The 25,907-nt window shown below is 60.7% G+C and carries 20 protein-coding genes and 1 pseudogene; 10 read left to right on the forward strand and 11 right to left on the reverse strand.

The genetic code is table 11. The features are described from left to right. Window positions 1–50 precede the first annotated feature (50 nt). Together ACZ3HH_RS07990 and ACZ3HH_RS07995 are read right to left on the reverse strand one after the other, a co-directional pair. Complete coding sequence (locus ACZ3HH_RS07990) at window positions 51–986, reverse strand: iron-sulfur-binding ferredoxin reductase (RefSeq protein WP_465803861.1); 936 nt, start codon at window positions 984–986, stop codon at window positions 51–53. Then, complete coding sequence (locus ACZ3HH_RS07995) at window positions 979–2,085, reverse strand: GGDEF domain-containing protein (RefSeq protein WP_465803863.1); 1,107 nt, start codon at window positions 2,083–2,085, stop codon at window positions 979–981. Before ACZ3HH_RS07995 ends, ACZ3HH_RS07990 begins: the two co-directional genes overlap by 8 nt. 484 nt (window positions 2,086–2,569) lie before the next feature. Between ACZ3HH_RS07995 and ACZ3HH_RS08000 the strand changes: the two genes are divergently transcribed. The 7 genes and pseudogenes from ACZ3HH_RS08000 to ACZ3HH_RS08030 all read left to right on the forward strand — a co-directional run bounded on the left by ACZ3HH_RS08000 (window position 2,570) and on the right by ACZ3HH_RS08030 (window position 14,145). After that, a complete protein-coding gene (locus ACZ3HH_RS08000) occupies window positions 2,570–4,093 on the forward strand; it encodes a fumarate hydratase (protein ID WP_052964313.1) in 1,524 nt (507 codons plus the stop codon). A gap of 215 nt (window positions 4,094–4,308) precedes the next feature. Further along, window positions 4,309–6,765 (forward strand): annotated as a pseudogene (locus ACZ3HH_RS08005) (SpvB/TcaC N-terminal domain-containing protein); the annotation flags it as partial. 168 nt (window positions 6,766–6,933) lie between these two features. Further along, window positions 6,934–8,823 (forward strand): toxin TcdB middle/C-terminal domain-containing protein, encoded by a 1,890-nt coding sequence (locus ACZ3HH_RS08010; protein WP_465804045.1) that lies wholly within the window; start codon window positions 6,934–6,936, stop codon window positions 8,821–8,823. 135 nt (window positions 8,824–8,958) lie between these two features. After that, on the forward strand, window positions 8,959–9,339 hold the full coding sequence (locus tag ACZ3HH_RS08015; protein ID WP_465803864.1) for a hypothetical protein: 381 nt from the start codon (window positions 8,959–8,961) through the stop codon (window positions 9,337–9,339). A gap of 94 nt (window positions 9,340–9,433) precedes the next feature. Further along, the gene (locus ACZ3HH_RS08020; RefSeq protein WP_465803865.1) at window positions 9,434–11,194 is read left to right on the forward strand and encodes a sensor histidine kinase; all 1,761 of its coding nucleotides are present in this window, start codon (window positions 9,434–9,436) and stop codon (window positions 11,192–11,194) included. Next, window positions 11,194–12,528: a sigma-54-dependent transcriptional regulator gene (locus ACZ3HH_RS08025; protein ID WP_465803867.1), complete on the forward strand. Its 1,335-nt coding sequence runs from the start codon at window positions 11,194–11,196 to the stop codon at window positions 12,526–12,528. The genes ACZ3HH_RS08020 and ACZ3HH_RS08025 overlap by 1 nt, the downstream gene beginning before the upstream one ends. Window positions 12,529–12,825: 297 nt before the next feature. Next, window positions 12,826–14,145, forward strand: coding sequence for an MFS transporter (locus ACZ3HH_RS08030; RefSeq protein ID WP_465803869.1), 1,320 nt, complete (start codon window positions 12,826–12,828; stop codon window positions 14,143–14,145). Window positions 14,146–14,263: 118 nt separating this feature from the next. Here ACZ3HH_RS08030 and ACZ3HH_RS08035 read toward each other — a convergent pair whose 3' ends face one another. Continuing rightward, window positions 14,264–15,019, reverse strand: a complete 756-nt coding sequence (locus ACZ3HH_RS08035; RefSeq protein ID WP_465803871.1) for a COG4705 family protein — start codon at window positions 15,017–15,019, stop codon at window positions 14,264–14,266. A gap of 210 nt (window positions 15,020–15,229) precedes the next feature. Here ACZ3HH_RS08035 and ACZ3HH_RS08040 point away from each other — a divergent pair, with 210 nt between their 5' ends. Beyond that, window positions 15,230–15,421: a hypothetical protein gene (locus tag ACZ3HH_RS08040; RefSeq protein ID WP_465803872.1), complete on the forward strand. Its 192-nt coding sequence runs from the start codon at window positions 15,230–15,232 to the stop codon at window positions 15,419–15,421. Window positions 15,422–15,690: 269 nt separating this feature from the next. Continuing rightward, window positions 15,691–16,320 (forward strand): flavin reductase family protein, encoded by a 630-nt coding sequence (locus ACZ3HH_RS08045; RefSeq protein WP_019651399.1) that lies wholly within the window; start codon window positions 15,691–15,693, stop codon window positions 16,318–16,320. On the opposite strand, the gene ACZ3HH_RS08050 is transcribed toward ACZ3HH_RS08045, so the two are convergent. Together ACZ3HH_RS08050 and ACZ3HH_RS08055 are read right to left on the reverse strand one after the other, a co-directional pair. After that, a complete protein-coding gene (locus ACZ3HH_RS08050; RefSeq protein WP_123357993.1) occupies window positions 16,321–16,551 on the reverse strand; it encodes a hypothetical protein in 231 nt (76 codons plus the stop codon). Between the two features lie 41 nt (window positions 16,552–16,592). Beyond that, on the reverse strand, window positions 16,593–16,946 hold the full coding sequence (locus ACZ3HH_RS08055) for a putative quinol monooxygenase (protein WP_465803874.1): 354 nt from the start codon (window positions 16,944–16,946) through the stop codon (window positions 16,593–16,595). A gap of 335 nt (window positions 16,947–17,281) precedes the next feature. Here ACZ3HH_RS08055 and ACZ3HH_RS08060 point away from each other — a divergent pair, with 335 nt between their 5' ends. Next, window positions 17,282–18,211, forward strand: coding sequence for an AraC family transcriptional regulator (locus ACZ3HH_RS08060; RefSeq protein ID WP_237884877.1), 930 nt, complete (start codon window positions 17,282–17,284; stop codon window positions 18,209–18,211). Window positions 18,212–18,341: 130 nt separating this feature from the next. On the opposite strand, the gene ACZ3HH_RS08065 is transcribed toward ACZ3HH_RS08060, so the two are convergent. From ACZ3HH_RS08065 to ACZ3HH_RS08090, 6 genes are all read right to left on the reverse strand, one after another. Continuing rightward, complete coding sequence (locus ACZ3HH_RS08065) at window positions 18,342–19,397, reverse strand: ABC transporter ATP-binding protein (RefSeq protein ID WP_465803876.1); 1,056 nt, start codon at window positions 19,395–19,397, stop codon at window positions 18,342–18,344. Window positions 19,398–19,415: 18 nt separating this feature from the next. Further along, complete coding sequence (locus ACZ3HH_RS08070) at window positions 19,416–20,264, reverse strand: ABC transporter permease (protein WP_460144855.1); 849 nt, start codon at window positions 20,262–20,264, stop codon at window positions 19,416–19,418. Further along, entirely contained in the window at window positions 20,261–21,169 is a 909-nt protein-coding gene (locus ACZ3HH_RS08075) for an ABC transporter permease (RefSeq protein WP_030128156.1), read from the reverse strand. The genes ACZ3HH_RS08070 and ACZ3HH_RS08075 overlap by 4 nt, the downstream gene beginning before the upstream one ends. Before the next feature lie 192 nt (window positions 21,170–21,361). Next, window positions 21,362–22,465 carry an ABC transporter substrate-binding protein gene (locus ACZ3HH_RS08080; RefSeq protein ID WP_008010017.1) on the reverse strand — a complete coding sequence of 368 codons (1,104 nt, stop codon included), beginning with the start codon at window positions 22,463–22,465 and terminating at the stop codon, window positions 21,362–21,364. Window positions 22,466–22,683: 218 nt separating this feature from the next. Continuing rightward, window positions 22,684–24,144: an aldehyde dehydrogenase family protein gene (locus ACZ3HH_RS08085; protein ID WP_465803879.1), complete on the reverse strand. Its 1,461-nt coding sequence runs from the start codon at window positions 24,142–24,144 to the stop codon at window positions 22,684–22,686. Continuing rightward, window positions 24,141–25,778 carry a 5-guanidino-2-oxopentanoate decarboxylase gene (locus tag ACZ3HH_RS08090; RefSeq protein WP_465803880.1) on the reverse strand — a complete coding sequence of 546 codons (1,638 nt, stop codon included), beginning with the start codon at window positions 25,776–25,778 and terminating at the stop codon, window positions 24,141–24,143. Before ACZ3HH_RS08090 ends, ACZ3HH_RS08085 begins: the two co-directional genes overlap by 4 nt. Window positions 25,779–25,907 lie beyond the last annotated feature (129 nt).

A 25,907-nucleotide genomic window follows, 5' to 3' on the forward strand; every position in this document is an offset into this window, starting at 1 on the left:
TGCGTCGGAACGCCGCCCGGAGCAAGCCCGCTCGCCACAAAAATCAGCGCTCAACCACGGGGTAGAAAGACATCCGCCAGCAGTTGGTTGCGCGGCAAACCGGCCAGGTACAGGCGCCGGGCAAAGGCGTCGACGCTGTCGGGGGCCCCGCAGACTAAGGCCAGGGTTTGCCGCGAAACAAGGCGCAGTTGTGCCAAAGCCGCGGGCAACTCGGCCGCGGTCCACAGCTCGACGTTAAGGTTTTCACGGCCGTCAGCCATGGCTTGCAGGGGTTTGACCAGATAATGCTCACCCGCATCATGGGCCAGGTGAATGACACGGATGGCGCCCTGGTGATCCTGACGCAATGCTTCGCGCAAAATACCGAACAACGGTCCCAGACCGGTGCCGGCCGCCAATAACCACAGCGGTCGTGTGTGCCAGTCCGGATCGTAATGAAGTGCCCCGCCGCGCAACTCGCCGAGGCGGATCGGATCGCCGATTTTCAAGCAACGCGCCGCATCACTGAATTCCCCCGGTTGGCGGCAATCGAGGTGAAACTCCAGAAAGCGGTCTTCTTCCGGCAGACTGGCCAGGGAATACGGCCGCGCAATCTGCCCTGCCCACAACACCAGATGCTGCCCCGCCTGATAGCGCAACGGTCGCTCGCAGGTCAGGCGTAAACGCAAGACGCTGGGGCTCAGCCAATCGCTGGCGACCACCTGCGCGGCAAGGCCATCACGCAGCGGATCAAAGGTTTCGACTTGCAGATCGTCGACCACCTGGCACTGACAAGCCAGCCGCCAACCCTGCTGACGCTGCTCATGGCTCAAGGCATCGGGACGGCTGTCGCTGGGCAAACCCTCGACACACTTGACCAGGCACGCATGGCAACTGCCAGCGCGGCAGCTATAGGGCACCGACACGCCGTTCTGATTCAAGGCGTCGAGCAGGTTGCTGCCCGTCGCCACCGTCCATTGGCGTTCGCCGACCCGTAACTCAGGCATCGACATTCTCCCAGGCCGCCGCGCAACGGTTACGGCCGTCACGCTTGGCGCGATACAGCGCCTGATCGGCGCGGTGCAGGGCGTCATCGAGATCGTCGCCCAGTTCCAGCAACGTCATGCCCGCCGACAGGCTGAGATTGGATACATCCAGGCCGACCAATTCGACATCCATAAAGGCAACGCGCAACCGTTCGCAGCAAGCGGTCAGACGTTCGGGATCACAATCGGGCAACAGCACCACGAACTCTTCACCGCCATAGCGGGCCAGAATATCGCCATCGCGCAGGCAGGCAGTGGCTACCCCGGCGAACGCTTGCAACACCTGATCGCCGGCGGCATGGCCGTGAACATCGTTGATGCGTTTGAAGTGGTCGAGGTCGATCAGCGCTAGCCCATGTACCACACCGACTTCCATGGCGTGCAACTCACGGGAGGCCAGGCGCAGGAAATGTCGGCGGTTGAACAGCCCGGTGAGTTCGTCGGTCGCCACCAGACCTTCGAGCTGGCGCATCATTCCGCGCAGGGTGTCCTGATGCGCCTGCAAGGCGAACCGCCGCTGACGCATACGCTGGCGCGACATCTGGACGTAACGGGCGTAAAGCACTATCCACACGAGCACCACAAATAGTACACACACCTGCAACAGCGCCAGTGTCGGGTTGGGTAGCTGGAAGTGGTAGCCCTCCCACAAGGTGATGGCGCTGAAACTGAAGAACACCAGAAACGCGCAACGGGTGAAAGCCGCGCGCGACAGATGAAACAACCCGAATAACAGAATCAGCAGATAAAACACCAGAAACGCACCGCGCGCCTCGTCCAGATGAGCGATGAGCCAGGTTTGCCATCCCAGCCCCAGCAGTATTTGCACTTCAGTCAGGCTCGGGTCGGAAAAGCGCAGGTTGCGGCCGCTGGAAAACAGCGCGAACAACACCGCCTGGCTGAATACCACCAACGCGCTGCCGATCGCCATGCCGGTGACGGACTCTTGGTAGAGACCAGTGAAAAACGCCAGCCACAGCAGCAGCAAAGCCAGGGCGTAGGTGCCAGCTGCGAGGGCAAAGCGTTTGAGCAAAAGCCGCTGGATGGCGTTATGGGTCAATCGTTGATTCACCGTGGGAAAGGGGGCTGTCGGAGTGTCCTACTCTACAGGCCGGATGCCACTTTAGTGGCGAGTCTGATAAATGACCATTCAATTTTTTTGGGCGAAAATCTGGCGTCAAACCCATGACCCGAGTCCGGGATAACCTGTGGCGAGGGGGCTTGCCCCCGTTCGGCTGCGCAGCAGTCGTAAACCTGCCAATGCGGTGTGTGTTTGAAATAATGTCGGGGAGCGCTTCGCACTCCCACGGGGGCAAGCCCCCTCGCCACAAAAGCCCTTCACCAATATCCATGTGTGGGCGGTATGCGACCAACGTTTGACTGTCAACGGATGTGCCCGCCATCGAGGCGCGGTATACTGCCGCGCCTTTTTAGCGTCGCGCCAGCATGCCCGGCGTGCCTTGAAAGGTGCTTGCAACCGACCGATGCACCCAAGCTGCAAGCACCTTAATTGAATGTTCCCGTCTTTTAGAGGAGCGCGACTCATGACCGTGATCAAGCAAGACGACCTGATTCAGAGCGTTGCCGACGCCCTGCAATTCATTTCCTACTACCACCCCGTGGATTTCATCCAGGCGATGCACGAGGCCTACCTGCGTGAAGAATCGCCGGCAGCTCGCGATTCCATGGCCCAGATCCTGATCAACTCGCGCATGTGCGCCACCGGCCATCGCCCGATCTGCCAGGACACCGGTATCGTTACCGTGTTCGTGCGCGTGGGCATGGACGTTCGTTGGGATGGCGCCACCATGGGCCTGGACGACATGATCAACGAAGGCGTGCGCCGGGCTTACAACCTGCCGGAAAACGTCCTGCGTGCCTCGATCCTCGCCGACCCGGCGGGCGCTCGTAAAAACACCAAGGACAACACCCCGGCCGTTATTCACTACTCCATCGTTCCGGGTAACACCGTGGAAGTGGACGTGGCGGCCAAGGGCGGCGGCTCCGAGAACAAGTCGAAAATGGCCATGCTCAACCCGTCCGACTCGATCGTCGACTGGGTGCTGAAGACCGTTCCGGAAATGGGCGCCGGCTGGTGCCCACCGGGCATGCTCGGCATCGGCATCGGCGGCACCGCCGAGAAAGCCGCTGTCATGGCCAAGGAAGTGTTGATGGAATCCATCGACATCCACGAGCTGAAAAAACGCGGCCCGTCCAACCGTATCGAAGAGATGCGTCTGGAGCTGTTCGAGAAGGTCAACCAGCTGGGCATCGGCGCCCAGGGCCTGGGTGGCCTGACCACCGTGCTCGACGTGAAGATCATGGATTACCCGACCCACGCCGCTTCGTTGCCGGTGTGCATGATCCCCAACTGCGCCGCCACCCGTCACGCGCACTTCGTGCTCGACGGTTCCGGCCCGGCGTCCCTGGAAGCGCCACCGCTGGACGCCTACCCGGAAATCGTCTGGGAAGCAGGTCCATCGGCCCGTCGTGTCAACCTCGATACCCTGACCCCGGAAGAAGTGCAGAGCTGGAAGCCGGGCGAAACTGTCCTGCTCAACGGCAAAATGCTCACCGGTCGCGACGCGGCGCACAAGCGCATGGTCGAGATGCTGAACAAGGGTGAAACCCTGCCAGTGGATCTGAAAGGTCGCTTCATCTACTACGTCGGCCCGGTCGATCCGGTCGGTGACGAAGTGGTCGGCCCTGCTGGTCCTACCACTGCCACGCGGATGGACAAGTTCACCCGTCAGATCCTCGAGCAAACCGGCCTGTTGGGCATGATCGGCAAATCCGAGCGCGGCCCGACCGCCATCGAAGCGATCAAGGACCACAAAGCCGTTTACCTGATGGCTGTTGGCGGCGCGGCTTACCTGGTGGCCCAAGCCATCAAGAAATCCCGCGTGGTAGCTTTCGCCGAACTGGGCATGGAAGCGATCTACGAGTTCGACGTCAAAGACATGCCTGTGACCGTTGCGGTCGACAGCAAGGGCGAGTCGGTACACATCACCGGTCCTGCGATCTGGCAGAAAAAGATCAGTGAAAGCCTGGCGGTGGAAGTGCAGTAAGCGCCTCCCCTGCTACCGAAAAGGCCGGGCCGTCTACCCAGACGATCCGGCTTTTTTTGGATGCGATTTCATCCTTCGATCTAAGCAGCCACTTCGAGCAAGCCATTCGTTCTAGAAAAAGCCGCCCTACCTGTCAGATCTGACAGGTTACGTTTCAATCCCACCTTGATAGCGTTAATCCACCCACGCCCCCCGCGTGCGCACTGGATAAAACCATGGCCGATCAAGACCTCAGCATCACGACACCGTCCATCGCGAAAAGCTCATCGATCGCCACGATCGGCAAGAGTTGGGGCGCTGTGGGTCCGACGGGGGCAGCGTCATTCGAGCTGCCAATACCGGTTTCCTCCGGACGGGGCAGGGACCCGCAACTGTCACTGACTTACAGCAGTCAGGCCGGTAACGGGCCATACGGCATCGGTTGGAGCCTGGGGCTCAGCCAGATCAGCCGCCGAACCAACAAGGGCGTACCGCGTTATACCGATCATGACGAGATCGTTGGGCACGACGGCGAGGTGTGGATGCCCGAGCTCGAGGACGATGGCACGACGATCAAGGCCCGCACCGAAAGCACCTACAACGGCGTGAACGTCGGCCCGCACACCGTGGTGCGTTACTGGCCACGGGTCGAAAGCGACTTTGCCCTCAGAGAACGCTGGCAACCGGTAACTCAACCATCGGAAGAGGAAAAGCCAACGTTCTGGCTTGTGCACGGCGCCGACGGCTCATTGCAGGTGTATGGAAAAACCGCAGCTTCGCGCCGGGCAGATCCCGATCCTGATCAACCGCTACACGTGAGTGCCTGGCTGCTCTGCGAAAGCATGAATACCCATGGCGAGCACATTTGTTTCGACTACAAAGCCGATGATCAAGGCCCCGACCCGATTCATGACTACCGTGCTCAGCGTTACCTGCGCGCAGTGTTCTACGGCAACTTCACGGCCAGCGTGGATCTGTACGCCTGGACGGAGGAAAACCCGGCCAATCTGGACTGGCATTTTCATCTGCTGTTCGACTATGGCGAGCGCAGCAAATCGCTGACAGAAAAACCCGAGTATGACGGCGATACCCTGCAACCCTGGTTGACGCGCCCTGATCCCTTCTCGACCTATGGGCAGGGCTTTGAACTGGGCACCCGCCGGCTCTGCCAGCAGCTGCTGATGTTTCATTACTTTCCTGAAGAGCTTGGTGCCAAGCCGGTGCTGGTTCGGCGTCTGGTGCTGGAATATCCACGCAGTACGACGCTGTGGGCCTACAGCCAGATAACGGCGGCACACTATCAGGCGTACGACGCCAGCGGTGCTGTGGAATACACCCCGCCGGTGGAATTCGACTATTCGCCCTTCGAGATCAATAAAACCCCCGCACGACTGCTCGAGCTGGACAATATGCCGGGCATCGAGGACGGCCAGGCTTATCAGTGCGTTGACCTGTACGGTGAAGGTGTGCCGGGCTTCCTCTGCCGCTACGACCAGTGCTGGTACTACCGCGAGCCGCTGCGCACCGCGGCGGAGCCAGATGATATTGGCTACAGGCCCTGGACAGCGCTGAATAAAATACCGGTCGCGAACCGCAACAAAGCCGTGCAACAAGTGCTGACCGATCTGACCGGTGACGGCCGTCTGGACTGGATCACCGCCGAACCGGGCATGAGCGGTTTTCGCACGCTGAACGCCGATCGCAGCTGGGCTGAGTTCATACCGTTTACCGCGTTCCCGTCGGAGTTTTTCAACACCCTTTCGCAACTGGGCGATCTGTCCGGCGACGGGCTCAGTTCGCTGGCGATGATCGGCCCGCGCTCCGTGCGCCTGTACGCCAATCGTCGCGAGGAAGGTTTTGCCCGGGCCGAAGAAGTCCTGCATGAACCGGATGACGACCGGCTCCCGCTGTTCAGCAACTCCCCCAGCGAACTGGTGTTGCTGGGTAACCTGCTGGGCAGCGACATGACCGAGTTGTGTCGTATTCGGCATAACGAAATCAAATGCTGGCCCAACCTGGGGCACGGCAGATTCGGTGAGGGACAGGTGATCAGCGCCCTGCCGTTCGAGTACGGCGAGTTCGATTCGGCACAGGTGCGAATCGCCGACCTCAACGGCTCCGGCGCACCGGCCCTGATCTACCTGAAACCCGATGGGTTCGAGATTTACTTGAACCGTGGCGGCAACGGGCTGGAACTGACACCGATCATCGTTCCATGGCCAGAGGGCGTGCGCTACGACCGGCTGTGCCAGGTGACCCTCGCCGATCTGCAAGGTCTGGGCTGCGCCAGCCTGATTCTGACGGTGCCGCACATGAAGCCGCAGCACTGGCGCTACGATTTTGTACCCGCCAAGCCCTACCTGCTCACGGCCAGCAACAACAACATGGGCTGCAGCGCCCGGGTGGTCTATCGCAGTTCGGCGCAGGAATGGCTGGATGAGAAGAATCGGATACTCAAGCTCAAACGCTTCCCGATTTGCCACTTACCATTCCCCGTCCAGGTGGTCAGCCAACAACTGCAGCTGGACGAAGTCACGCGCAACTGCCTGACCCAATCGTTCAAGTATTGCCAAGGCGTTTACGACGGCCAGGAACGCGAGTTCCGCGGTTTCGGCCAGTTGCAACAAACCGACAGTGAAACCGCCACCGGCGACGATCCTGGCTTCACAGCGCCGGTGCGGGTGTGCACCTGGTTCCACACCGGTCAGTCCATGGACAGGTCACGGGATGACTATTTCAATCGCGACGCAGAAGCCTGCCCACTTGGCGACACGTTATTCAGCCGCTATCACGCCAATGATGAATGCGACGAACCGGTAACGCCGCCCGACGCCGCCACAGAGTATGAAATCGCCCGGGCGCTGGTCGGCTCGATCGCCAGAGCCGAAATATGGGCCGCCGGGGACGACCCGGCCACGGCGCAGCCGTACTCGGTGGAAGAACACCGCTACTTGGTTCGCGAAGTACGGCCCAGAGATCAATATGCCGCTGCGGTGTTGCTGCCATTGGCACTGGAGAAAATCGGCTACCAGTACGAACGTATTATCGACGACCCGATGTGCCTGCATGACGTGACTCTACGCTGGAACGGATACGGTCTGCCCACCCATGCCCTGACCGTCAACTGTGCACGCCGTCGAATCGAGTCAGACACGCCACCCTTTACCGACCCCGATGAACAACAGTGGTGGCGCGACGCCCATGACGATGCGCAACAGGTTTACTACCTGAGCGAAACCCGTGCCCGGTTCATTGATCTGGATGAGGATTCACAGCACCGGCGGCTGGCGCTGCCGTGGCGGCAACGCAGCAATGCGTTGGTGCTGCCCAAAGGTTCGCTGCCCGCGGGCCTTGCGCCGAATCAGGTTTCGTATGAACAACTGACGCAGCATCAGGACTCACCCGAATGGGATGCCCGGCGTGTGCTGACAATGCAATCGGTGCAGCGTTACCTCAAGACTGCAGATCAATCGCTGCTGCCTGATGGCCAGGCCGATTTCGAAGCCCTGGCCGGCCCGCTGGAGGTGGCCCAACTGGACAAGACGGCGCTGGACGCTTACAGCATCCTGCCACCGCCCTTCGACATTCGGGCCGAACTGGCCAGCATCGGTTACACGCCCATGCCATTGCTGTTCGAAACGCCGTCCCCGACAGACGACTTGTGGTCCGCCCGCTACGGTTTCGCCAAGTACGACGGCCTCGATGGTTTTTACAGAGTGCGCGATTACCACGAGACCGCCAGCCACGGAGTGACCAAGGCCGAATACGATCCCTATTGTCTGGCGATCATCAGCGTCGAACTGCCGGATGGCTGCACGACCCGTGTCGAATATGACTACCACGCGCTGCAACCGGTGCGCATCATCGACGCCAACGACAATGTTCAGGAAGCGATTTACGAACCGTCCGGGCAGCCCTTGGCGATCAGTTTTTACGGCACCGAAAATGGCAGCGCCGTTGGCTTCAAGCCACTGAGCGACTTCGTGCGCCCGGAGGATCATCGTCCGGATCCGGCGATTGAAAACCCGGTGCAAGCCATACAAAAAGCGGCCAGTACATTGCGCAAGGACTTGTTCAGCTGGATGGGGCAACTGCCACCTACCGTCAGCCCCGAACAACTCGCCGAATGGATCGCGAATGGATATGTCCTGCCCAGCGGGCACATCTGCACAAGCGCCCGTCAGCGGTTGCAGCAAGGCACCGACCTGACCACGTCGGAACAAACATTGAGCGAGCTCATCGCGACAGTTCATCGCGAGCCGGTGCACAGCGTCATCCTCAGCGCCGACCGTTATCCCGACGACCCTGTACCGGCACAGATCCAGATCGTCAAAGCCTGCGTGGACGGCTTTGGCCGGGCACTGCAAACCCAGCAACTGGTCGAATCGGGCATGGCGTATGCGGTGGCCGCCGATGGCTCGTTGATCGTCGACCGGGGCGAGTTACGCGAGGAGTTCGCCGACCCGCGCTGGCGCATCAGCGAACGGGTCGAATACAACAATAAAGGTCTGCCGGTTCGACAATTCCGGCCGTTTTTCGCCAATACCCATGGCTACGTCAACGACCATTCCTTGCATGAACGGGGCTATTTCGATCAACTGTTCTATGACGTGTCGGGCCAGCCGATCAAACTGATCAACGCCAAAGGGTATTTTTCGCGCGAGACGTATCATCCGTGGTACCACATCAGCGAGGACTTTAACGACACCGCTGAGCCGCCACCGCCGACACAGCCTCGGACGTTGCACTGATGATCGCCAATGTCCATCGGCGCACGCCGTCACTCTCGGTGAATGACGGTCGTGGCCTGCCGATTCGCCAGATTGCGCATCTGCGCACCGTCGCCGGTGAAACGGCTACCGCCCTGGTGACCCGCCAGCAGCACGATGTGGCTGGACGATTGGCAGCCGGTTTTGCGGGGCGCGCAGTACAACGCGGCCGGGCAGATCGTCGAGCAGAAGGCAGGCAACGACATCATCAGCACTTGGGTCTATGACCTGGCCAATGCCCGTCTGCATCGGCAATCGGCACAGCACAACCAGCAGTCGCCCCTTCAAGATTTCGAATACGAATACGATCCGATGGGCAATATCACACGCATCCTCGACCATGCGTTCATCACCAGCCACTTCGGGAATCAGCGCATCGATGGCCATCGTGAATTCAGCTACGACTCCCTATACCAACTGATCACCGCGACCGGTTACGACGACACCCCGCCTTCAGACCTTCCGGGGCGTCCGGTACAGGCCAACTTTCTTCGCTGACACCTCAAGGTCGCCAGAACATCTGACGCCTTTGTCTCTTTGGGCAGGCACCATGCTATGGTGCCCGCCCGACTTTCTACCTGTTTGCGCCAGCATGCTGCCGACTTCCCGTACCGTGCGTTTTTCGTTGTACACCCTGCTGATCGTCGCCGGTGCCGCACTCGCCGCGACCCTGGCCGTCCGCCACGCCGAACGCCAGTCCCTGGTGGAAGACGCCGCGCGGGCCAATCAGCAACTGGCGCTGTACGCCAACTCGCTGCACACCCTGATCGACCGCTACCGCGCCCTGCCCGCCGTGTTGGCGCTGGACCCGGAACTGCGTGCCGCGCTAAACGGTGAAGTGAGCCCTGAACAGCAGCTTGCGTTGAATCGCAAACTGGAGAAAATCAACGGCGCCGCGCTGTCCTCGACCCTGGAGTTGCTCGACCGCACCGGCCGGGCCGTGGCCGCCAGCAACTGGCGCTTGCCCAGCAGTTACGTCGGCCACAATTACGGTTTTCGCCCTTACTTCAGCCAGACCCGCACCCAAGGCACCGGGCGCTTTTATGCGGTGGGTGTGACCAGCGGCATTCCCGGCTACTTCCTCTCCAGCGCGGTGACCAGCGACGGTGGTGAGTTCCTCGGGGCCATGGTGGTCAAACTCGAATTCCCGGAACTTGAGCGCGAATGGCGTCAGGGCAGCGACACGTTGCTGGTCAGCGATGCGCGCGGGATCATCTTCATCGCCAATCAGCCCGGCTGGCGCTATCGCCAATTGAAACCGCTGAGCGACAGCGATCGCGCCGAGCTCAAAGCCACCCGCCAATACGACAAACAGCCACTGACCCCGCTTGACTATCAATCGGTGCGACGCTTCGACGACAACAGTGCGCTGACCCGGGTCGTTGGTCCCGACGGGACGGCGGATTACCTCTGGGAATCGCTGCCGCTGGCCGCCGAAGGCTGGACGCTGCATCTATTGCGTCGCCCGCAAGTCGCGTTCGAAGACCGCCGCAACGCCGGGCTCGCCGCGGCCGGGTTATGGCTGGCGATCGTGTTTTTGCTGCTGTTCCTCAACCAGCGTTGGCGCCTGGCCAAGATGCGTCAGCGCAGCCGTGAAGAACTCGAGCGACTGGTGGAAGAACGCACCCGGGATTTGCGCACCGCTCAGGACGGGCTGGTGCAATCAGCCAAACTCGCAGCCCTCGGCCAGATGTCTGCGGCGCTGGCCCATGAAATCAACCAGCCGCTGACCGCCCAGCGTATGCAGCTTGCTACTCTGAGGCTGCTACTCGATCACGGCCGTGTCGAGGACGCCTACAAGGCGCTCAAACCGGTGGACGACATGCTCACGCGCATGGCCGCTCTCACCGGCCACCTGAAAACCTTCGCCCGCAAAAGCCCCAGCGGCCTGCGCGAACGGCTGGACCTGGCGGCGGTGGTCGATCAATCCTTGCAGTTGCTGGATGCGCGCCTGCGTGACGAGCACATCAGCACCGTGCTGCATCTGACTCGCCCGGCCTGGGTGCGTGGCGATGCGATTCGTCTGGAACAGGTGCTGATCAACCTGCTGCGCAATGCCCTGGATGCGATGCATGACAAACCCTGCAAACGTCTGGAAATCCGCCTCGAAGCCGATGAACAATTGTGGCGCCTGACCGTCGCCGACAACGGTGGCGGCATTGCCGAAGAGAATCTGGGTAAAGTGTTCGATCCATTCTTCACCACCAAACCGGTGGGCGATGGCCTGGGCCTCGGGCTGGCCGTCTCCTTCGCTATCGCTCACGAAGCAGGCGGACGCTTGAGTGTCGATAATGGTGAAAACGGCGCGGTATTCACCCTGACGTTGCCCATTGATCTGGAGGTGCCTGGCTGATGCTCAATTCGGTGATGGTGGTCGATGACGAAAGCAGCATCCGCAGCGCCGTCGAACAGTGGCTGAGCCTCTCGGGTTTCGAAGTGCAACTGTTCAGTCGCGCCGACGAGTGCCTGGCGCAACTGCCGAAGCATTTCCCCGGGGTGATTCTCAGCGACGTGCGCATGCCCGGCATGACGGGGTTGGAGCTGCTGGCCGAAGTCCAGCGCCGTGATGCCGACTTGCCGGTGATCCTGCTGACTGGTCACGGCGATGTGCCGATGGCCGTCGAAGCGATGCGCGATGGCGCTTATGATTTTCTCGAAAAACCTTTCAGTCCGGAAACCCTGCTGAGCAGCTTGCGCCGAGCGCTGGACAAGCGTCGACTGGTGCTGGAAAACCGTGCCCTGCACGAGCAAGCGGACAATCGCGCCAAACTCGATGCCACCCTGTTGGGGGTTTCCCGTGGTTTGCAGACGCTGCGTCGGCAAGTGCTGGACCTGGCGATGTTGCCGGTCAATGTGCTGATCCGGGGCGAAACCGGCAGCGGCAAGGAGTTGGTTGCCCGTTGCCTGCACGACTTCGGCCCTCGCGCAGACAAGCCCTTTGTGGCGCTGAACTGCGCGGCGATACCCGAACAGTTGTTCGAGGCCGAACTGTTCGGCCATGAGAGCGGTGCGTTCACGGGCGCCCAAGGCAAACGTATCGGCAAGCTGGAATACGCCGACGGCGGCACGCTGTTTCTCGATGAAATCGAAAGCATGCCGCTGGCCCAGCAGGTGAAACTGCTGCGGGTGTTGCAGGAGCAGAAGCTTGAGCGATTGGGTTCCAACCAGAGCATCCACGTGGACTTGCGAATCATCGCCGCGACCAAACCCGACTTGCTGGATGAAGCCCGGGCCGGACGCTTTCGCGAAGATTTGGCCTATCGATTGAACGTCGCCGAGTTGCGTCTGCCACCGTTGCGCGATCGGCGTGAAGACATCCCCCTGCTGTTCGAGTTCTTCGCGCAAAGTGCCGCCGAGCGATTGGGCCGCACCTTTGCGCCTTTGAGCGGGCCGCAACTGAGCCATCTACTGAGCCACGACTGGCCGGGCAATGTGCGCGAACTGGCGAACGTCGCCGAGCGACAAGTGCTGGGCCTCGGCGAACCGGAACCGGCGGGGATCGATCCCGGCCAGTCGCTGGCGGCGCAGCAAGAAGCCTTCGAAGCGCATTGCCTGCGGGCGGCGTTGACCCGGCATAAAGGTGATGTGAAAGCGGTGCTTGAAGAGCTGCAACTGCCGCGCCGTACCTTTAATGAAAAGATGCAGCGGCATGGATTGAGCCGCGAGATGTTTTTGCAGGACAGCTGATTTGCCGTGCCTGTTCTGGCCTCATCGCGAGCAGGCTCGCTCCCACAATGGTCCTGCGTACACCAATCTACTGTGGGAGCGAGCCTGCTCGCGATGAGGCCGGCACAGGCAAAGAACCCCATGACTTTATAAGCGGATTTCCGCTCGCACCCGATCCTGAATAAGCGGATTTCCGCTCAATAAAACCCGCCACCCCCTCTAAACCGGCCCTCCTCTCCTTGGCACAGCTCCTGCTATAGCCCCAGCAGGCTGCGTTTAAACGCGCTCCACAAAAACAATTAAACGAAGGATCCTTCAATGGATAACTCCAACGCCCTGCCTCTTGGGTCGGCTGCCGCGCCGGCTAAAGAAAGAACCACCGCTAGCCGGATCAAATCGATCTTCAGCGGCTCTGTCGGCAACATGGTCGAGTGGTACGACTGGTACGTCTACGCCGCCTTCTCCCTGTACTTCGCCAAAGCCTTCTTCCCCAAAGGCGACACCACCGCACAACTGCTCAACACCGCCGCGATCTTCGCCGTGGGCTTCCTGATGCGCCCGATCGGTGGCTGGTTGATGGGGCTCTACGCCGACAAGGCGGGTCGCAAACGTGCGTTGATGGCTTCGGTTTACCTGATGTGCTTCGGCTCGCTGCTGATCGCCCTGAGCCCGGGTTATGAAACCATCGGCATCGGCGCGCCGATCCTGCTGGTGTTCGCCCGCCTGCTGCAAGGTTTGTCGGTCGGGGGCGAGTACGGCACCTCGGCGACCTACCTCAGTGAGATGGCGACCAAGGAACGTCGCGGCTTCTACTCCAGCTTCCAGTACGTGACCCTGATCTCCGGCCAGCTCATCGCCCTGGCGGTGTTGATTGTGCTGCAACAGACCCTGACCACCGAACAGCTGTATGCCTGGGGCTGGCGCATTCCGTTCGCCATCGGTGCGCTGTGTGCCGTGGTCGCGCTCTACCTGCGTCGTGGCATGGAAGAAACCGAGTCGTTCACCAAAAAAGAGAAAGCCAAGGAAAGCGCGATGCGCACCTTGATGCGCCATCCGAAAGAACTGATGACCGTGGTCGGCCTGACCATGGGTGGCACGCTGGCGTTCTACACCTACACCACGTACATGCAGAAATACCTGGTGAACACCGTCGGCATGAGCATTTCCGACTCCACCACGATTTCCGCAGCCACGCTGTTCCTGTTCATGTGCCTGCAACCGATCATCGGCGGGCTGTCGGATAAAGTCGGTCGTCGGCCGATCCTGATCGCCTTCGGTATTCTCGGGACGCTGTTCACCGTGCCGATCCTGACCACCTTGCACACCGTCCAGACCTGGTGGGGCGCGTTCTTCCTGATCATGGCGGCACTGATCATCGTCAGCGGCTACACCTCGATCAACGCGGTGGTTAAAGCTGAACTGTTCCCTACCGAAATCCGTGCGCTGGGTGTTGGTTTGCCATACGCACTGACCGTGTCGATCTTCGGCGGCACCGCTGAATACATCGCGCTGTGGTTCAAGAGCATCGGTATGGAAACCGGCTACTACTGGTATGTCACGGCGTGCATCGCGGTGTCGTTGCTGGTGTACGTGACCATGAAAGATACCCGCAAGCATTCGCGGATCGAGACGGACTGACAGTTTCATCGATGGTGACTGTTCTGGCCCCATCGCGGGCAAGCCCGCTCCCACAGGGATTTATGTCGTTCACATAACCTGTGGGAGCGGGCTTGCCCGCGATGGGGACGCCTCGGTCTCAGGTCAACTCGGCAGCTGTCTGCTTCGCGTATTTATTCTGCACGTAAGAAGCCCCCGCAATCATCACCACCAGAATCCCCGCCAACACCAGCGACGAGCCGATGGTGCCGAAATCCAGGCCACCCTTTTCATGGGGTTTGGTCAGGAAGTCGCCCAACGTTGCGCCGAATGGCCGCGTCAGCACGAACGCCATCCAGAACAGCAACACCGACGAAATCTTCGTGAAGTATTTCAACAGCACCACCAGTGCAATGGTCGAGCCGATCAGCAGTGCCCCGCCGGCAAAACCCAGGCCCGAGTCGTCGGCCAAATAATCGCCAAGCGCCGTGCCCAGGGTGTTGGAAAACAGAATCGCCATCCAATAGAACATCTCGCCCCGGAAGGTCTGGACCTTGGTGACGTTCAGCGAATCGCCGCTCAAGCGCCAGGCCGCGAAAATCCCCAGCAAAATCGCAATCAGGATCATCGAACCGGTGGCGTAGCCCAACTCAAGGGTGCGGTCCATGAAGTCCGACATGGTGGTACCGGCCGTGCTGGTCGACAGAATCACGATCCAGTACAGCACCGGCTTGTAGGTTTTGGACATCAACTGCGTGACCAGCGTCAGCACGAACACGCTGATCAGGATCAGCGAGCTGATGGCGTAACCGACGTTGAGGGTCATCGACAGCAAATCCCCCGCGGTTTCCCCCAGGGTCGTCGCGCAGATTTTCATGACCCAGAACGCCAGGGTGATCTGAGGAAGTTTATTCATGCAAGGTGAGCTCCAGTGTTCATGGCGGCCGTTTCTTCGGGTTATTGACCGGTGCGCAGACTGGCGATGGAGCAGTGAAAAATAGGTAAGTGCAGGATGAAAAATCTGTCACTCGGGCAAAAGAGCGCGATTAATCGGTGGTTAATGCCCGGTACTCATCCTGCCCCCGTCTGATCAATTCACTGCGATTTGCAAACTGGAGTTACCACCATGAAAACCAAACTGATGCTCGCCCTGACCCTCTCCGTGCTGGCCGCCAATACCTTCGCCGCCGACGGTTACGACCGCACCGGTTCCGCCGTCTTCACTGCGCAAAGCAGCGCCGCTGGCGACAGCCGTACCGACGCGGCCAAAGTCGCTACCGACAGCGTCGATCGCACCGACGCGGCCCGCACCAACTGATCCCGAATGCAACACCACAGCCCGGCCTTGGCCGGGCTTAGTCGTTTCTGGAGCAAAGGAAATATCTCGGGCGAGACAAAAAAACCTGTGGGAGCGGGCTTGCCCGCGAGGAGGTCGTAACATTCAACATCTGTGTTGACTGTTAAACCGCTATCGCGGGCAAGTCGGATCACCGCACCGCCGCTCCCACAGTGATCGAGGATGGACTGGAAAAAAGCCACCGGCCCTTGCACCATGACCGCCTCCCGAACACCCCAGGAATTCACTGTATGCCCGACGACATCCATTTCTACGAACCCGCCAACGGCCACGGCCTGCCACATGACCCGTTCAACGCCATCGTCGGCCCGCGCCCTATCGGCTGGATTTCCTCCCAGGACGCCAACGGTCGCTTGAACCTGGCGCCCTACAGCTTCTTCAACGCCTTCAACTACATTCCGCCAATCATTGGGTTTTCCAGCGTCGGGCGCAAAGACAGCCTGAACAACATCGAGCAGACCGGCGAATTCGCCTGGAACCTGGCGACCCGCCCACTGGCCGAGCAGATGAACCAGAGCTGCGCCATGGTCGGGCCTGAAGTCGACGAGTTCGAACTCTCCGGACTGACCACCGCCGCGTCGAAAATCATTCAGGTGCCACGGGTTGCCGAAAGTCCGGTGTCCTTTGAGTGCAAGGTCACGCAGATCATTCAGTTGCAGCGCGCAAACAAGGAAGTGGTGCCGAGCTGGCTGATTCTCGGCGAAGTGGTCGCCGTGCATATCGCCAAATGGCTGTTGAAGGATGGGGTGTACGACACCGCCGCGGCAGAACCGATTCTGCGCGGCGGCGGGCCGGCGGATTACTTTCAGCTGGGGCCAGAGGCACTGTTCAAAATGTTCCGCCCGGGGGCGGTCAAGTAATTACCAGAGCAGGTCGGCGTCTTCTTTAACGTCTTTGAGGCGGGTCAGCTCTTTGGCCGCGGCCTCGTCGGCTTCATGAGCGGTCTTGAAAGTCTGGTCTTCCAGCACTTTGTGAAAACGCGGGGCACCGGAACCACCAAGGGCTTTGACGGCAATCGCGGCGTGGTAACCGCCCTCGCCCGGTACTACTGCTGAAACGGCTTCGAAGTGTTCAAAGGCTTTGCGTGCCATGTCGCGGATCCTGGCTAATGGAGAGTTGCGCCATTAAACCCTCAACCGGCGAGTTTGTGTACCGCTGCCTTGGACTGGCCAAGGGCCTGGGCCGCCGAGACATCTTTGAAGGTATGGAAATCCAGGCTATTGACCACCAGCTCCTGCACCAGCTCGGCAAAAATCTGCATCACCGGGCTGCCGAAGTAAGCGGTCATGGCCTGTTGGTTGTCCCAGAAACCGGACACCAGCCACAGCTCCGGATCGCATTGCGAGTGCTGCAGGGCAAAGCTCAGGCAACCCGGTGCGCTGCGCGATGGCTCGATCAGGGCGCTCAGGCGCGCACCGAGTTCTGCCGAACGCCCGGCGCGGGCGCGGACGAAGGCCATATGACTGACGGGGATTTGCGTAGACATGTTCAACCCTCCCAGGTCATCCAGTGGCAGCCGGGGACGGGCTGCGACAGGATCCAAGATTAGGCGGCACGCCCTGGTCGTCGTTAGTCGATTCCTGCCGGGTTGTTGCACAATCCTGCGCGGCTGCGAAAAACCTCTGTAACAGCATGTAAACCACTGTCACATCGCTGCAACACGACTTTCAAGCAAGTTTTCCCGGCGCTGACCTGCCATAGCAGCCCCGCGTATTCACCTCGTGCAGAATCAGGCAAGCTTTTGGCAGGATGTATCTACCGCTGTTCCTTGCACAAATTTAAGCTCAGCCCATTACCAACGCGTCACCGAGGATGCCCAGCATGTCGTCGCTCGATCATTTTCAAGCCCCGCTGGATGCCGACATGGAAAAACAGCGCGCGGAACTGGCCGCCCTCATCCGCCGTAACACGATGGAGGATGGCACGTATGCCACCGCCGTCGGTTCGCTGTTCATGTCGCGCCACAGTCAAAACCATGACTTCGCCCCAGTGCTGGCGCAGCCGGCCCTGTGCATCATGGCCCAGGGGCGCAAGGAAGTACGGCTGGCGGATGAATACTTCAATTACGACCCGCTGAATTACCTGGTGGTGTCGGTCTCGATGCCTCTGAGCGGGCGGGTGGTGAATGTCTCGCCCGAGGAACCGATTCTCGCCGTACGGCTGGACATCGACCCGGCGGAAATCAGTGCGCTGATTGCCGACGCCGGCCCCATTGGCGTACCTACACGGCCCACTGGCCGCGGCCTGTATGTGGAGCAGATCGACACGGCAATGCTCGATGCCGTGTTGCGTCTGGCGCGTTTGCTGGACACACCGAAAGACATCGCGATGCTGGCGCCGCTGATTCGTCGAGAGATTCTGTATCGGCTGTTACGCAGCCAGCAGGGTCATCGGCTGTATGAGATTGCCATCGCCAACAGTCAGAGCCATCGCATCAGCCAGGCGATCAAATGGCTCAACGGCAATTATGAGCAACCGCTGCGCATCGATGATCTGGCGCGGGAAGTGAACCTGAGCGTGTCAACACTGCATCACCGCTTCAAGGCGATGACGGCGATGAGTCCGCTGCAGTATCAAAAGCAGTTGCGCCTGCAAGAGGCGCGGCGGTTGATGCTGGCCGAAGGGCTGGAAGCTTCGGCGGCGGGTTATCGGGTGGGGTATGAAAGCCCTTCGCAATTCAGCCGGGAGTACAGCCGATTGTTCGGGGCGCCGCCGCTCCGGGATTTGGCGCGGTTGCGGTTGTCGGTTTGATTTGGCATTTGTTGTGTGGCTGATGACCCCATCGCGGGCAAGCCCGCTCCCACAAGGACCGGTGTACACGGAACCCTGTGGGAGCGGGCTTGCCCGCGATGAGGCCAGGAAGGCCAACATCAAATCTGGATCAGGCGCTTAGTACTCGGCAAGCCTCAGCCGGCAACGTCACCGACACCGGATTGCCAATGCTCAACCCAACCCCCTGACACGGCGTGCTCAACGCGGTAAACGACACCCCGGAGCACTCGACGGTGGTTTCGATGGTCGCACCGATATCCCGCACAAACGTCACCTTCCCGAGCAAGCGATTCCCCGCCGTGGCCTGGGGTTGCGACAGTTGCAGGTCTTCCGGGCGAATCAGCATTTTCACCTTCTCCCCCACCACAATGCTGCTGCAGATCGGCACTTGCAGCGCATCGCCACCGGGCAAGCTGACCTTGCCGTTGCCCAGCGCAGTGGCCGGGAAAATGTTCCCCGAACCGATAAAGTCCGCGACGAATTCATTGGCCGGATGTCGATAGATTTCAATCGGCGTGCCCACCTGCTGCACCCGATGCTCACCCAGCACCACCACGATGTCAGCCATGGTCATGGCTTCGCGCTGGTCGTGGGTCACCATGATGGTGGTGATGTTCAAACGCTGTTGCAGCTGACGGATTTCCACCTGCATCGACTCACGCAGCTTAGCGTCCAGCGCCGACAGCGGTTCGTCGAGCAGCAGGATTTTCGGCCGCGAGGCAATCGCCCGGGCAATCGCCACGCGCTGACGTTGCCCGCCAGAAAGTTTCGCCACCGGGCGATCAATCATTTCCCGCAGCTGAATCAGCTCCAGCAACTCCACCACCCGCGCCTGTTGATCAACCTTGCTGACCCCGCGCAGTTTCAGCGGATAAGCGATGTTCTCCCCCACTGTCATGTGCGGAAACAGCGCCAGCGATTGAAACACCATGCCGAAATTACGCTGGTGCGCCGGCGTATGGCCGATGTCTTCACCGTCCAGGCGAATCTCGCCGCCGGTCAGGGTTTCAAGCCCGGCGATCATCCGCAGCAAGGTGGTTTTACCGCAGCCCGAAGGGCCGAGGAAACACACCAGTTTGCCTTCGGGCAAATGCAGGTTCACATCCTTTACCGCGCAGGCCGAGCCGTAATGTTTCTCGACGTTTTCCAGAATCAGACCAGTCATGTGAATCACCTCAAGAAATCAGAACGAAACGCCACCTTCACCGACCAGCTTCTCCAACGCCCAGATGAGGACGAAGTCGATCAGCACGATCAGCACGGCAAACGAGAAAACGGTAGGGTCGAGCGAAGACACGGTGCGGCTGTACATCCAGATCGGCACGGTCATGACGTCGATGGTGTAGAGGAAATAGGTCACGGTGAATTCGTTGAACGAGACGATGAACGCCAGCAGCATGCCCGCCAGAATCCCCGACTTCATCAGCGGCACCACCACATCGACAATCGCCCGAGTCGGTGAAGCGCCGAGCATTTGCGCGGCCTCCTCGACTTCGCTGCCGATGGAGAGCATCGCCGCCGTGCAGTTTTTCACCACGAACGGCAGCGCCAGAATCACGTGGGCAATTACCAGCCGCGAGGTGGTGATCTGGAACGGCAGGCTGTCGAACACCAGCAGCAAGGCCAGGCCCAACACCACCATCGGGAACACCAGCGGCAGCGACATCAATTGCAGCGCCACGGCCTTGCCGCGGAACTCGCAACGGGTCAGGGCATAGGCTGCCGGCACCGCGATAATCGTGGCGAAAACCATGGTCAGGCAGGCCACCATCAAACTGGTGGTCATGGCTTTGCCGAGGCTCAGCACGTCGCTGGAGTCTGGTGACACGAAGGTGTTCCAGGCAGCCTTGTACCATTGCAGGCTATAGCTGCTGGGCGGGAAGTCGAGGTTCGACGCACCACTGAACGACATGACGATCATGGTCAAAATCGGCAACACCGCCAGCAGCAAAATGAAACCCGACAGGATGCCGGCGAACTTACCGGTATCGCCCGGCAGCAGCGAGTGGCGCTTCTTGATCACAGAGCTCATTGCGAAGCCTCCAGCATGCGCCGACGACGGCCAGTGATGTATTCGGACAAGGTCATGATCGCCAGGGTGGTAACGATCAGCACCACACCGGCAGCAGACGCGGCGGGCCAGTTCATCAGCGGAGCGATCTGGTCATGCACCATCACCGCCAGCATCGGCACGCGTCGACCACCGAGCAGCAGCGGCACCACAAAACTGCTGGCGTTGTAGGCGAACACCAATGTCGCGCCGGTGATGATCCCCGGCAAACTCATCGGCAACACCACCTGGCGAAACACCTGCAAGCGACTGGCGCCGAGGGTGGCAGCGGCTTCTTCGTAAGTGCGGGCAACGCCGCGCATGGCGCTGGCAATCGGCAGCACGGCCAACGGGAAGGCGGTCTGCACCAGGCCCATCAACACGCCGTTCTGGTTGTACAACAGCATGATCGGCCGCTTGATCAGACCCAGGCCCATCAGTGCCTGATTGAGCATGCCGCCGGGGCCGAGAATCACCAGCCAGCCGTAGCTTTGCAGCAGCAGGTTGACCAGCAAGGGCAGCAGCACCGCCGCGAGGAAGATCCGCCGCACGAACGGTGAGGTCAGTCGTGACATGGTGTAAGCCACCGGAATCGCCAGCAGCACCGCGATCACCGCGCTGATCAGCGCCAGGCGCAACGTCAGCAGCAACGATTTGAGGTAATAGGGTTCCAGCAATTGGGCGTAACTGGCCAGGCTGAACCCGGTCCACTCCGCGCCTTTGGTACCGACGCTCATGCGCAGCACCAAGAGGCTCGCGGCAATCAGCACGCCGAGAAACAGCATCGATGGCGAGAGGAAAAGCCAGGCGCGCGCCGTCGGTGAGACACCCCGATTGATGCGCACGGGTGCGGCGCTTACCGGATGGGTCAGAGGTTGGTGTTCCATAGCAAGGGTCTCGTCAATGGAAAGCAGCTGAGCGAGCACAGGCCTTAAAACCACGTTGAACCCTGTGGGAGCGGGCTTGCCCGCGATAGCAATCTGTCAGTCACATCATTGTCGACAGGGAGGCCGTCATCGCGGGCAAGCCCGCTCCCACAGTGTTTTGCAGTGTTCTAAAGACTTGTGTTCGCCACTCGATCAGGAAGAAAAGATTTCCGTGTAACGACGAATCCATTGGTCATGCACGGTGGCCAGGAAGGCGTTGTCGTGCATGATCGCCTTCTCGGCAATCTGCTCCGGCGTGAGGATGTAGGGGCTCTTGCGCGCTTCGGCGGAGATGATCGCCTTGGCGTTGACCGGACCGTTGTAGATGTCTTCGGCCATCTTGCCCTGCACCAGCGGGTCCAGAGAGTGGTTGATGAAGGCGTAGGCCAGGTCGGTATCGCCCGGACGATTCTTCGGCATCACCGACAGCATCAGGTCGGTGTAGAAGCCTTCCTTCATGCCGAACGTGGCGCCCAGGCCGTAGGCCGGGTCGCGAATCTGTTTCGGGAAAAACGCCGGCGCGTACAAGCCGCCCATGTCCAGGGAACCGGTGCGGAACAGCTCGGCGATCTGGTTCGGGTTTTCGCCCAAGGTCACGACGCGATCTTTCAGCTCGGCAAGTTTCTTGAAGCCTGGCTCGATGTTGTGTTCGTCACCACCGGCCAGTTTGGCGGCGATGATGATCAGGTCCATGGCCTCGGTCCAGTTCGGCGGCGGCAGGAAGATGTTCGGCGACAGCTCTGCGTCCCACAGGGCGGCATAGCTGTCCGGCGCTTCTTTGATGGTGCGGGTGCTGTAGACCAGGCTGTTGCACCACAGCAGGTAACCGATGCCGTGACCGTTGGCGCCAGTGCGGTATTGCTCCGGCACGTCGATCAGGTTAGGGATGCGGTTGAGATCGGGTTTTTCCAGCAGGTTGGCGGCGGCCAGACCTTCGGCGCCGACGCCGGCCAGAGTGATGATGTCGTACTGCGGACGATCGCCGCCGGCCTTGAGTTTGGCGACCATCTCCGAGGTGCTGCCGGTGCGGTCGGCGATGACCTTGCAACCGTACTTGGCTTCGAAGGTTGCCGCGATATTGCGCAGTGCCGCAAGGCCGGTGTCATCGGACCAAGTCAACAGGCGCAGGGTCTTGCCCTGAAAACGTGTGTCGCTGGCATTGGCCTTGATGAACGGCATGCTCATGGCCGCCGCAGCCACGGACGCCACGCCCACGGTTTTGATGAATTGACGTCTGTTCAGATCGTGCTCGCCCATGAAGGACTCCCTTTGTTTTTTTAAGTATGAGGTTGGTCGCAACCGTTGCATCCGCGCGGCCAGATCAGCTTCAAGCCCCCGGTTTCAATGGGCCTTGGCGATGCCAGCGGGTTCATCCTGAGGTCGTGCAAAACACCTGACTATCGATAAAAACTCATTGAAGCCATGACGCTGATGCATGCCTCATCAAGAGGCATGCGTTCACCTTTTTCGTGCCTTCAGACGGCCCGAATCACGTGTTTGATTTCCTGAAAAGCCTGCAAACCCCACGGCCCCAATTCGCGGCCGATGCTGCTCTGTTTGTAGCCACCCCAGGCGGTCTGCGGGAAGATCACTTGCGGCGCGTTGATCCACACAAGCCCCGCCTGCAAAGCGTTGGCGACCCGATCAGCCGCTGCGGCGTCGCGCGTGACCACGCTGGCCACCAGGCCGAACTGACTGTCGTTGGCCAAGGCAATCGCCTCGGCTTCAGAGGTGAAACTGCGCACGCAGATCACCGGGCCGAAAATCTCTTCGCACCACAACGCACTGTCGAGGGGCGCGTCGATGAAAATAGTCGGCTGCAAAAAATAGCCGCGTGGCAGATCCGCCGGACGATTGCCGCCGCAGATCAACTTCGCGCCAGCGCTCAAACCGCGATCGATGTGACCCAGCACACGTTGGTATTGCGCCTGATTGACCAGCGCGCCCATTTCCGCGTTCGGGTCGAACGGGTCGGCCACGCGAATGGCTTCGGCACGGGCCTTCAATCTCGCTACAAATTGATCCGCCAGCTCATCGGCGACCAGCACACGGCTGGTGGCGGAACACATCTGCCCGGCGTTAAAGAAACCGCCACCACAGGCCACTTCCACGGCCAGTTCGATGTCGGCATCGGCGAGCACCAGCAGCGCGGATTTACCGCCCAGTTCGAGGCTCACGCCTTTCACGGTTTCCGCCGCCCGCTGCATCACCTGCACGCCCACCGCGTTGCTGCCAGTGAAGGAAATCTTGGCGATGCGCGGATCAGCCGACAGCGGTGCGCCGACAGCCAGGCCGGTGCCGCAGACCAGATTGAACACACCGTTTGGCAGACCAGCCTCGGCGATGATCGTCGCCAGTTCCAGCTCCGGCAGCGGTGTCACTTCCGACGGTTTGAGCACCACGCAGCAACCGGCGGCGAGGGCCGGGGCAAGTTTCCAGGCGGTGGTGACCATCGGGAAATTCCACGGCACGATCAGCCCCACCACACCGCATGGCTCGCGGCGCAAACGGGCGCTGAAATCGTCGCTCGGCAACGCCACGGCGCTGTCTTGTTTCGCGTCCAGGCCTTCGGCCAGATCGGCGTAATACTCGAACGTGGCGATTACATCATCGACATCAATGGCCGCTTCGAACAGCGGTTTGCCATTGTTGCTCGACTGCAACTTCATCAACTGCTCGCGACCAGCCTGCACGCCAGCGGCGATTCTGCGCAGGATCGCCCCGCGCTCGGCACCGGTGGTTTTCGACCACGCTTTGAAAGCGTTGGTCGCCGCTGTAACAGCCTGATCGACAGCGTGTTCATCGCCGCCGTTAACGGTTGTCAGCAGCGCTTCGGTTGCTGGGTTGATCACCCGCAAATGTTCATTGCCAGCCGACCATTGGCCGTCGATGTACAGGCCATCAAGCGTGGTCGGGAACGTCGCAGAAGAACTCATTTCGACACCGCCTTCATCCACGAAGTCTGATCGATTTCAATCAGGGTCGGTCCCTGGCGATCGGTGGCGAGGCGCAATGCACTGCGCAGCTCTTCGACACCGCTGACCGCCTCGGCCGCGCAGCCCAGGGCCTTGGCCACACCAATGAAGTCCGGGGTGTAGATGTCCACGCCAACCGGCTCGATGTCGCGGTTGACCATGTATTTCTTGATCTCTTCGTAGCCCTGGTTATTCCACAGCAGGACGATCACCGGGGTGCGTGCTTCCACCGCACTGGCCAGTTCCGGCAGGGTGAATTGCAGACCGCCGTCGCCGATCAGGCACACCACCGGAGGGCGTGCGCCGTCTTCGACGCGGCCACCAAGCCAGGCACCAATCGCCGCCGGCAAGGCGTAGCCGAGGGTGCCGTAACCGGTGGACGAGTTGAACCAGCGGCGCGGGCGTTCCGGGTTGAACGTGAGGTTGCCGGTGTACACCGGTTGGGTCGAATCGCCGACGAACACCGCGCTCGGCAATTCGTGCAAAACGGTTTCCAGGAAACGGGTCTGGGCCAGCGTCGGGGCGTCCCAGGTCGCGGCCAGTTCATCGCGCAAACGCGCGGCACGCACCTGGCCCCAATCGTTGCGACGCTCGGCCAGCGACTGGTGGGACAGCGCACTCAGCAAGGCCTGAGCGGCGTTGCGCGAATCGGCGACCAACGCGACTTTCGGCGGGTAATTACGCACGGTCTGGTCGGGGTCGATGTCCACGCGCAGCAGCACGCCGGGAATGTCGAAGCCGCCGGCGAAGGTGACGTCGTAATCGGTTTCGGCCAGTTCGGTGCCGATGGCCAGCACCACGTCGGCCTCGGCGACCAGCGCACGAGTGGCTACCAGGCTTTGGGTCGAGCCGATCAGCAGCGGGTGACTGGATTCGAGCATGCCTTTGGCATTGATGGTCAGGGCCACTGGCGCGTCCAGCAGTTCCGCCAGTTCGGTCAGCTCGGCCGCGGCATCGATGGCGCCGCCACCGGCGAGAATCAATGGGCGCTTGGCACCGGCCAACAAGTCGGTCATGCGGCTGATCGCGCTTGGCGAAGCACCGGCGCGGTCGATGTTCACTGGCACGCTGGCGAGCAAGTCATCGGCCTCTTCGACCAACACGTCCAACGGAATTTCGATATGCACCGGACGCGGACGGCCAGCCTGGAACAGCGCAAAGGCGCGGGCCAACACGCCCGGCAATTCAGCCGCCGACATCAAGGTGTGGGAGAACGCCGCCACGCCGCCGACCAGCGCGCTCTGGTTCGGCAACTCATGCAACTTGCCGCGCCCGCCGCCCAATTGGCTGCGCGATTGCACGCTGGAAATCACCAGCATCGGGATCGAGTCGGCGTAAGCCTGGCCCATGGCGGTGGTGATGTTGGTCATGCCAGGGCCGGTGATGATGAAGCACACGCCCGGTTTGCCGCTGGTGCGCGCATAACCGTCGGCCATGAAACCAGCGCCCTGCTCGTGACGCGGAGTGACGTGGTTGATGCTCGAACGGGCCAGCCCGCGATACAGCTCCACGGTGTGCACCCCGGGAATGCCGAACACCTGCTCGACCCCGTAATCTTCGAGTAACTTGACCAATACTTCGCCGCACGTCGCCATGTCTTTGCCCTTTTTGTTCGTTTGAGACGCCGGGCCTGCGCAGTGTTTATGATGGGTTGGCAGGTCCAGGGATGGCCTCATTGGAACGGGCGACACGTAGCCGCAACAATGGATAAAAAGTCATACTAG

The sequence above is a fragment of the Pseudomonas sp. PME37.24/025 genome, assembly GCF_055556615.1.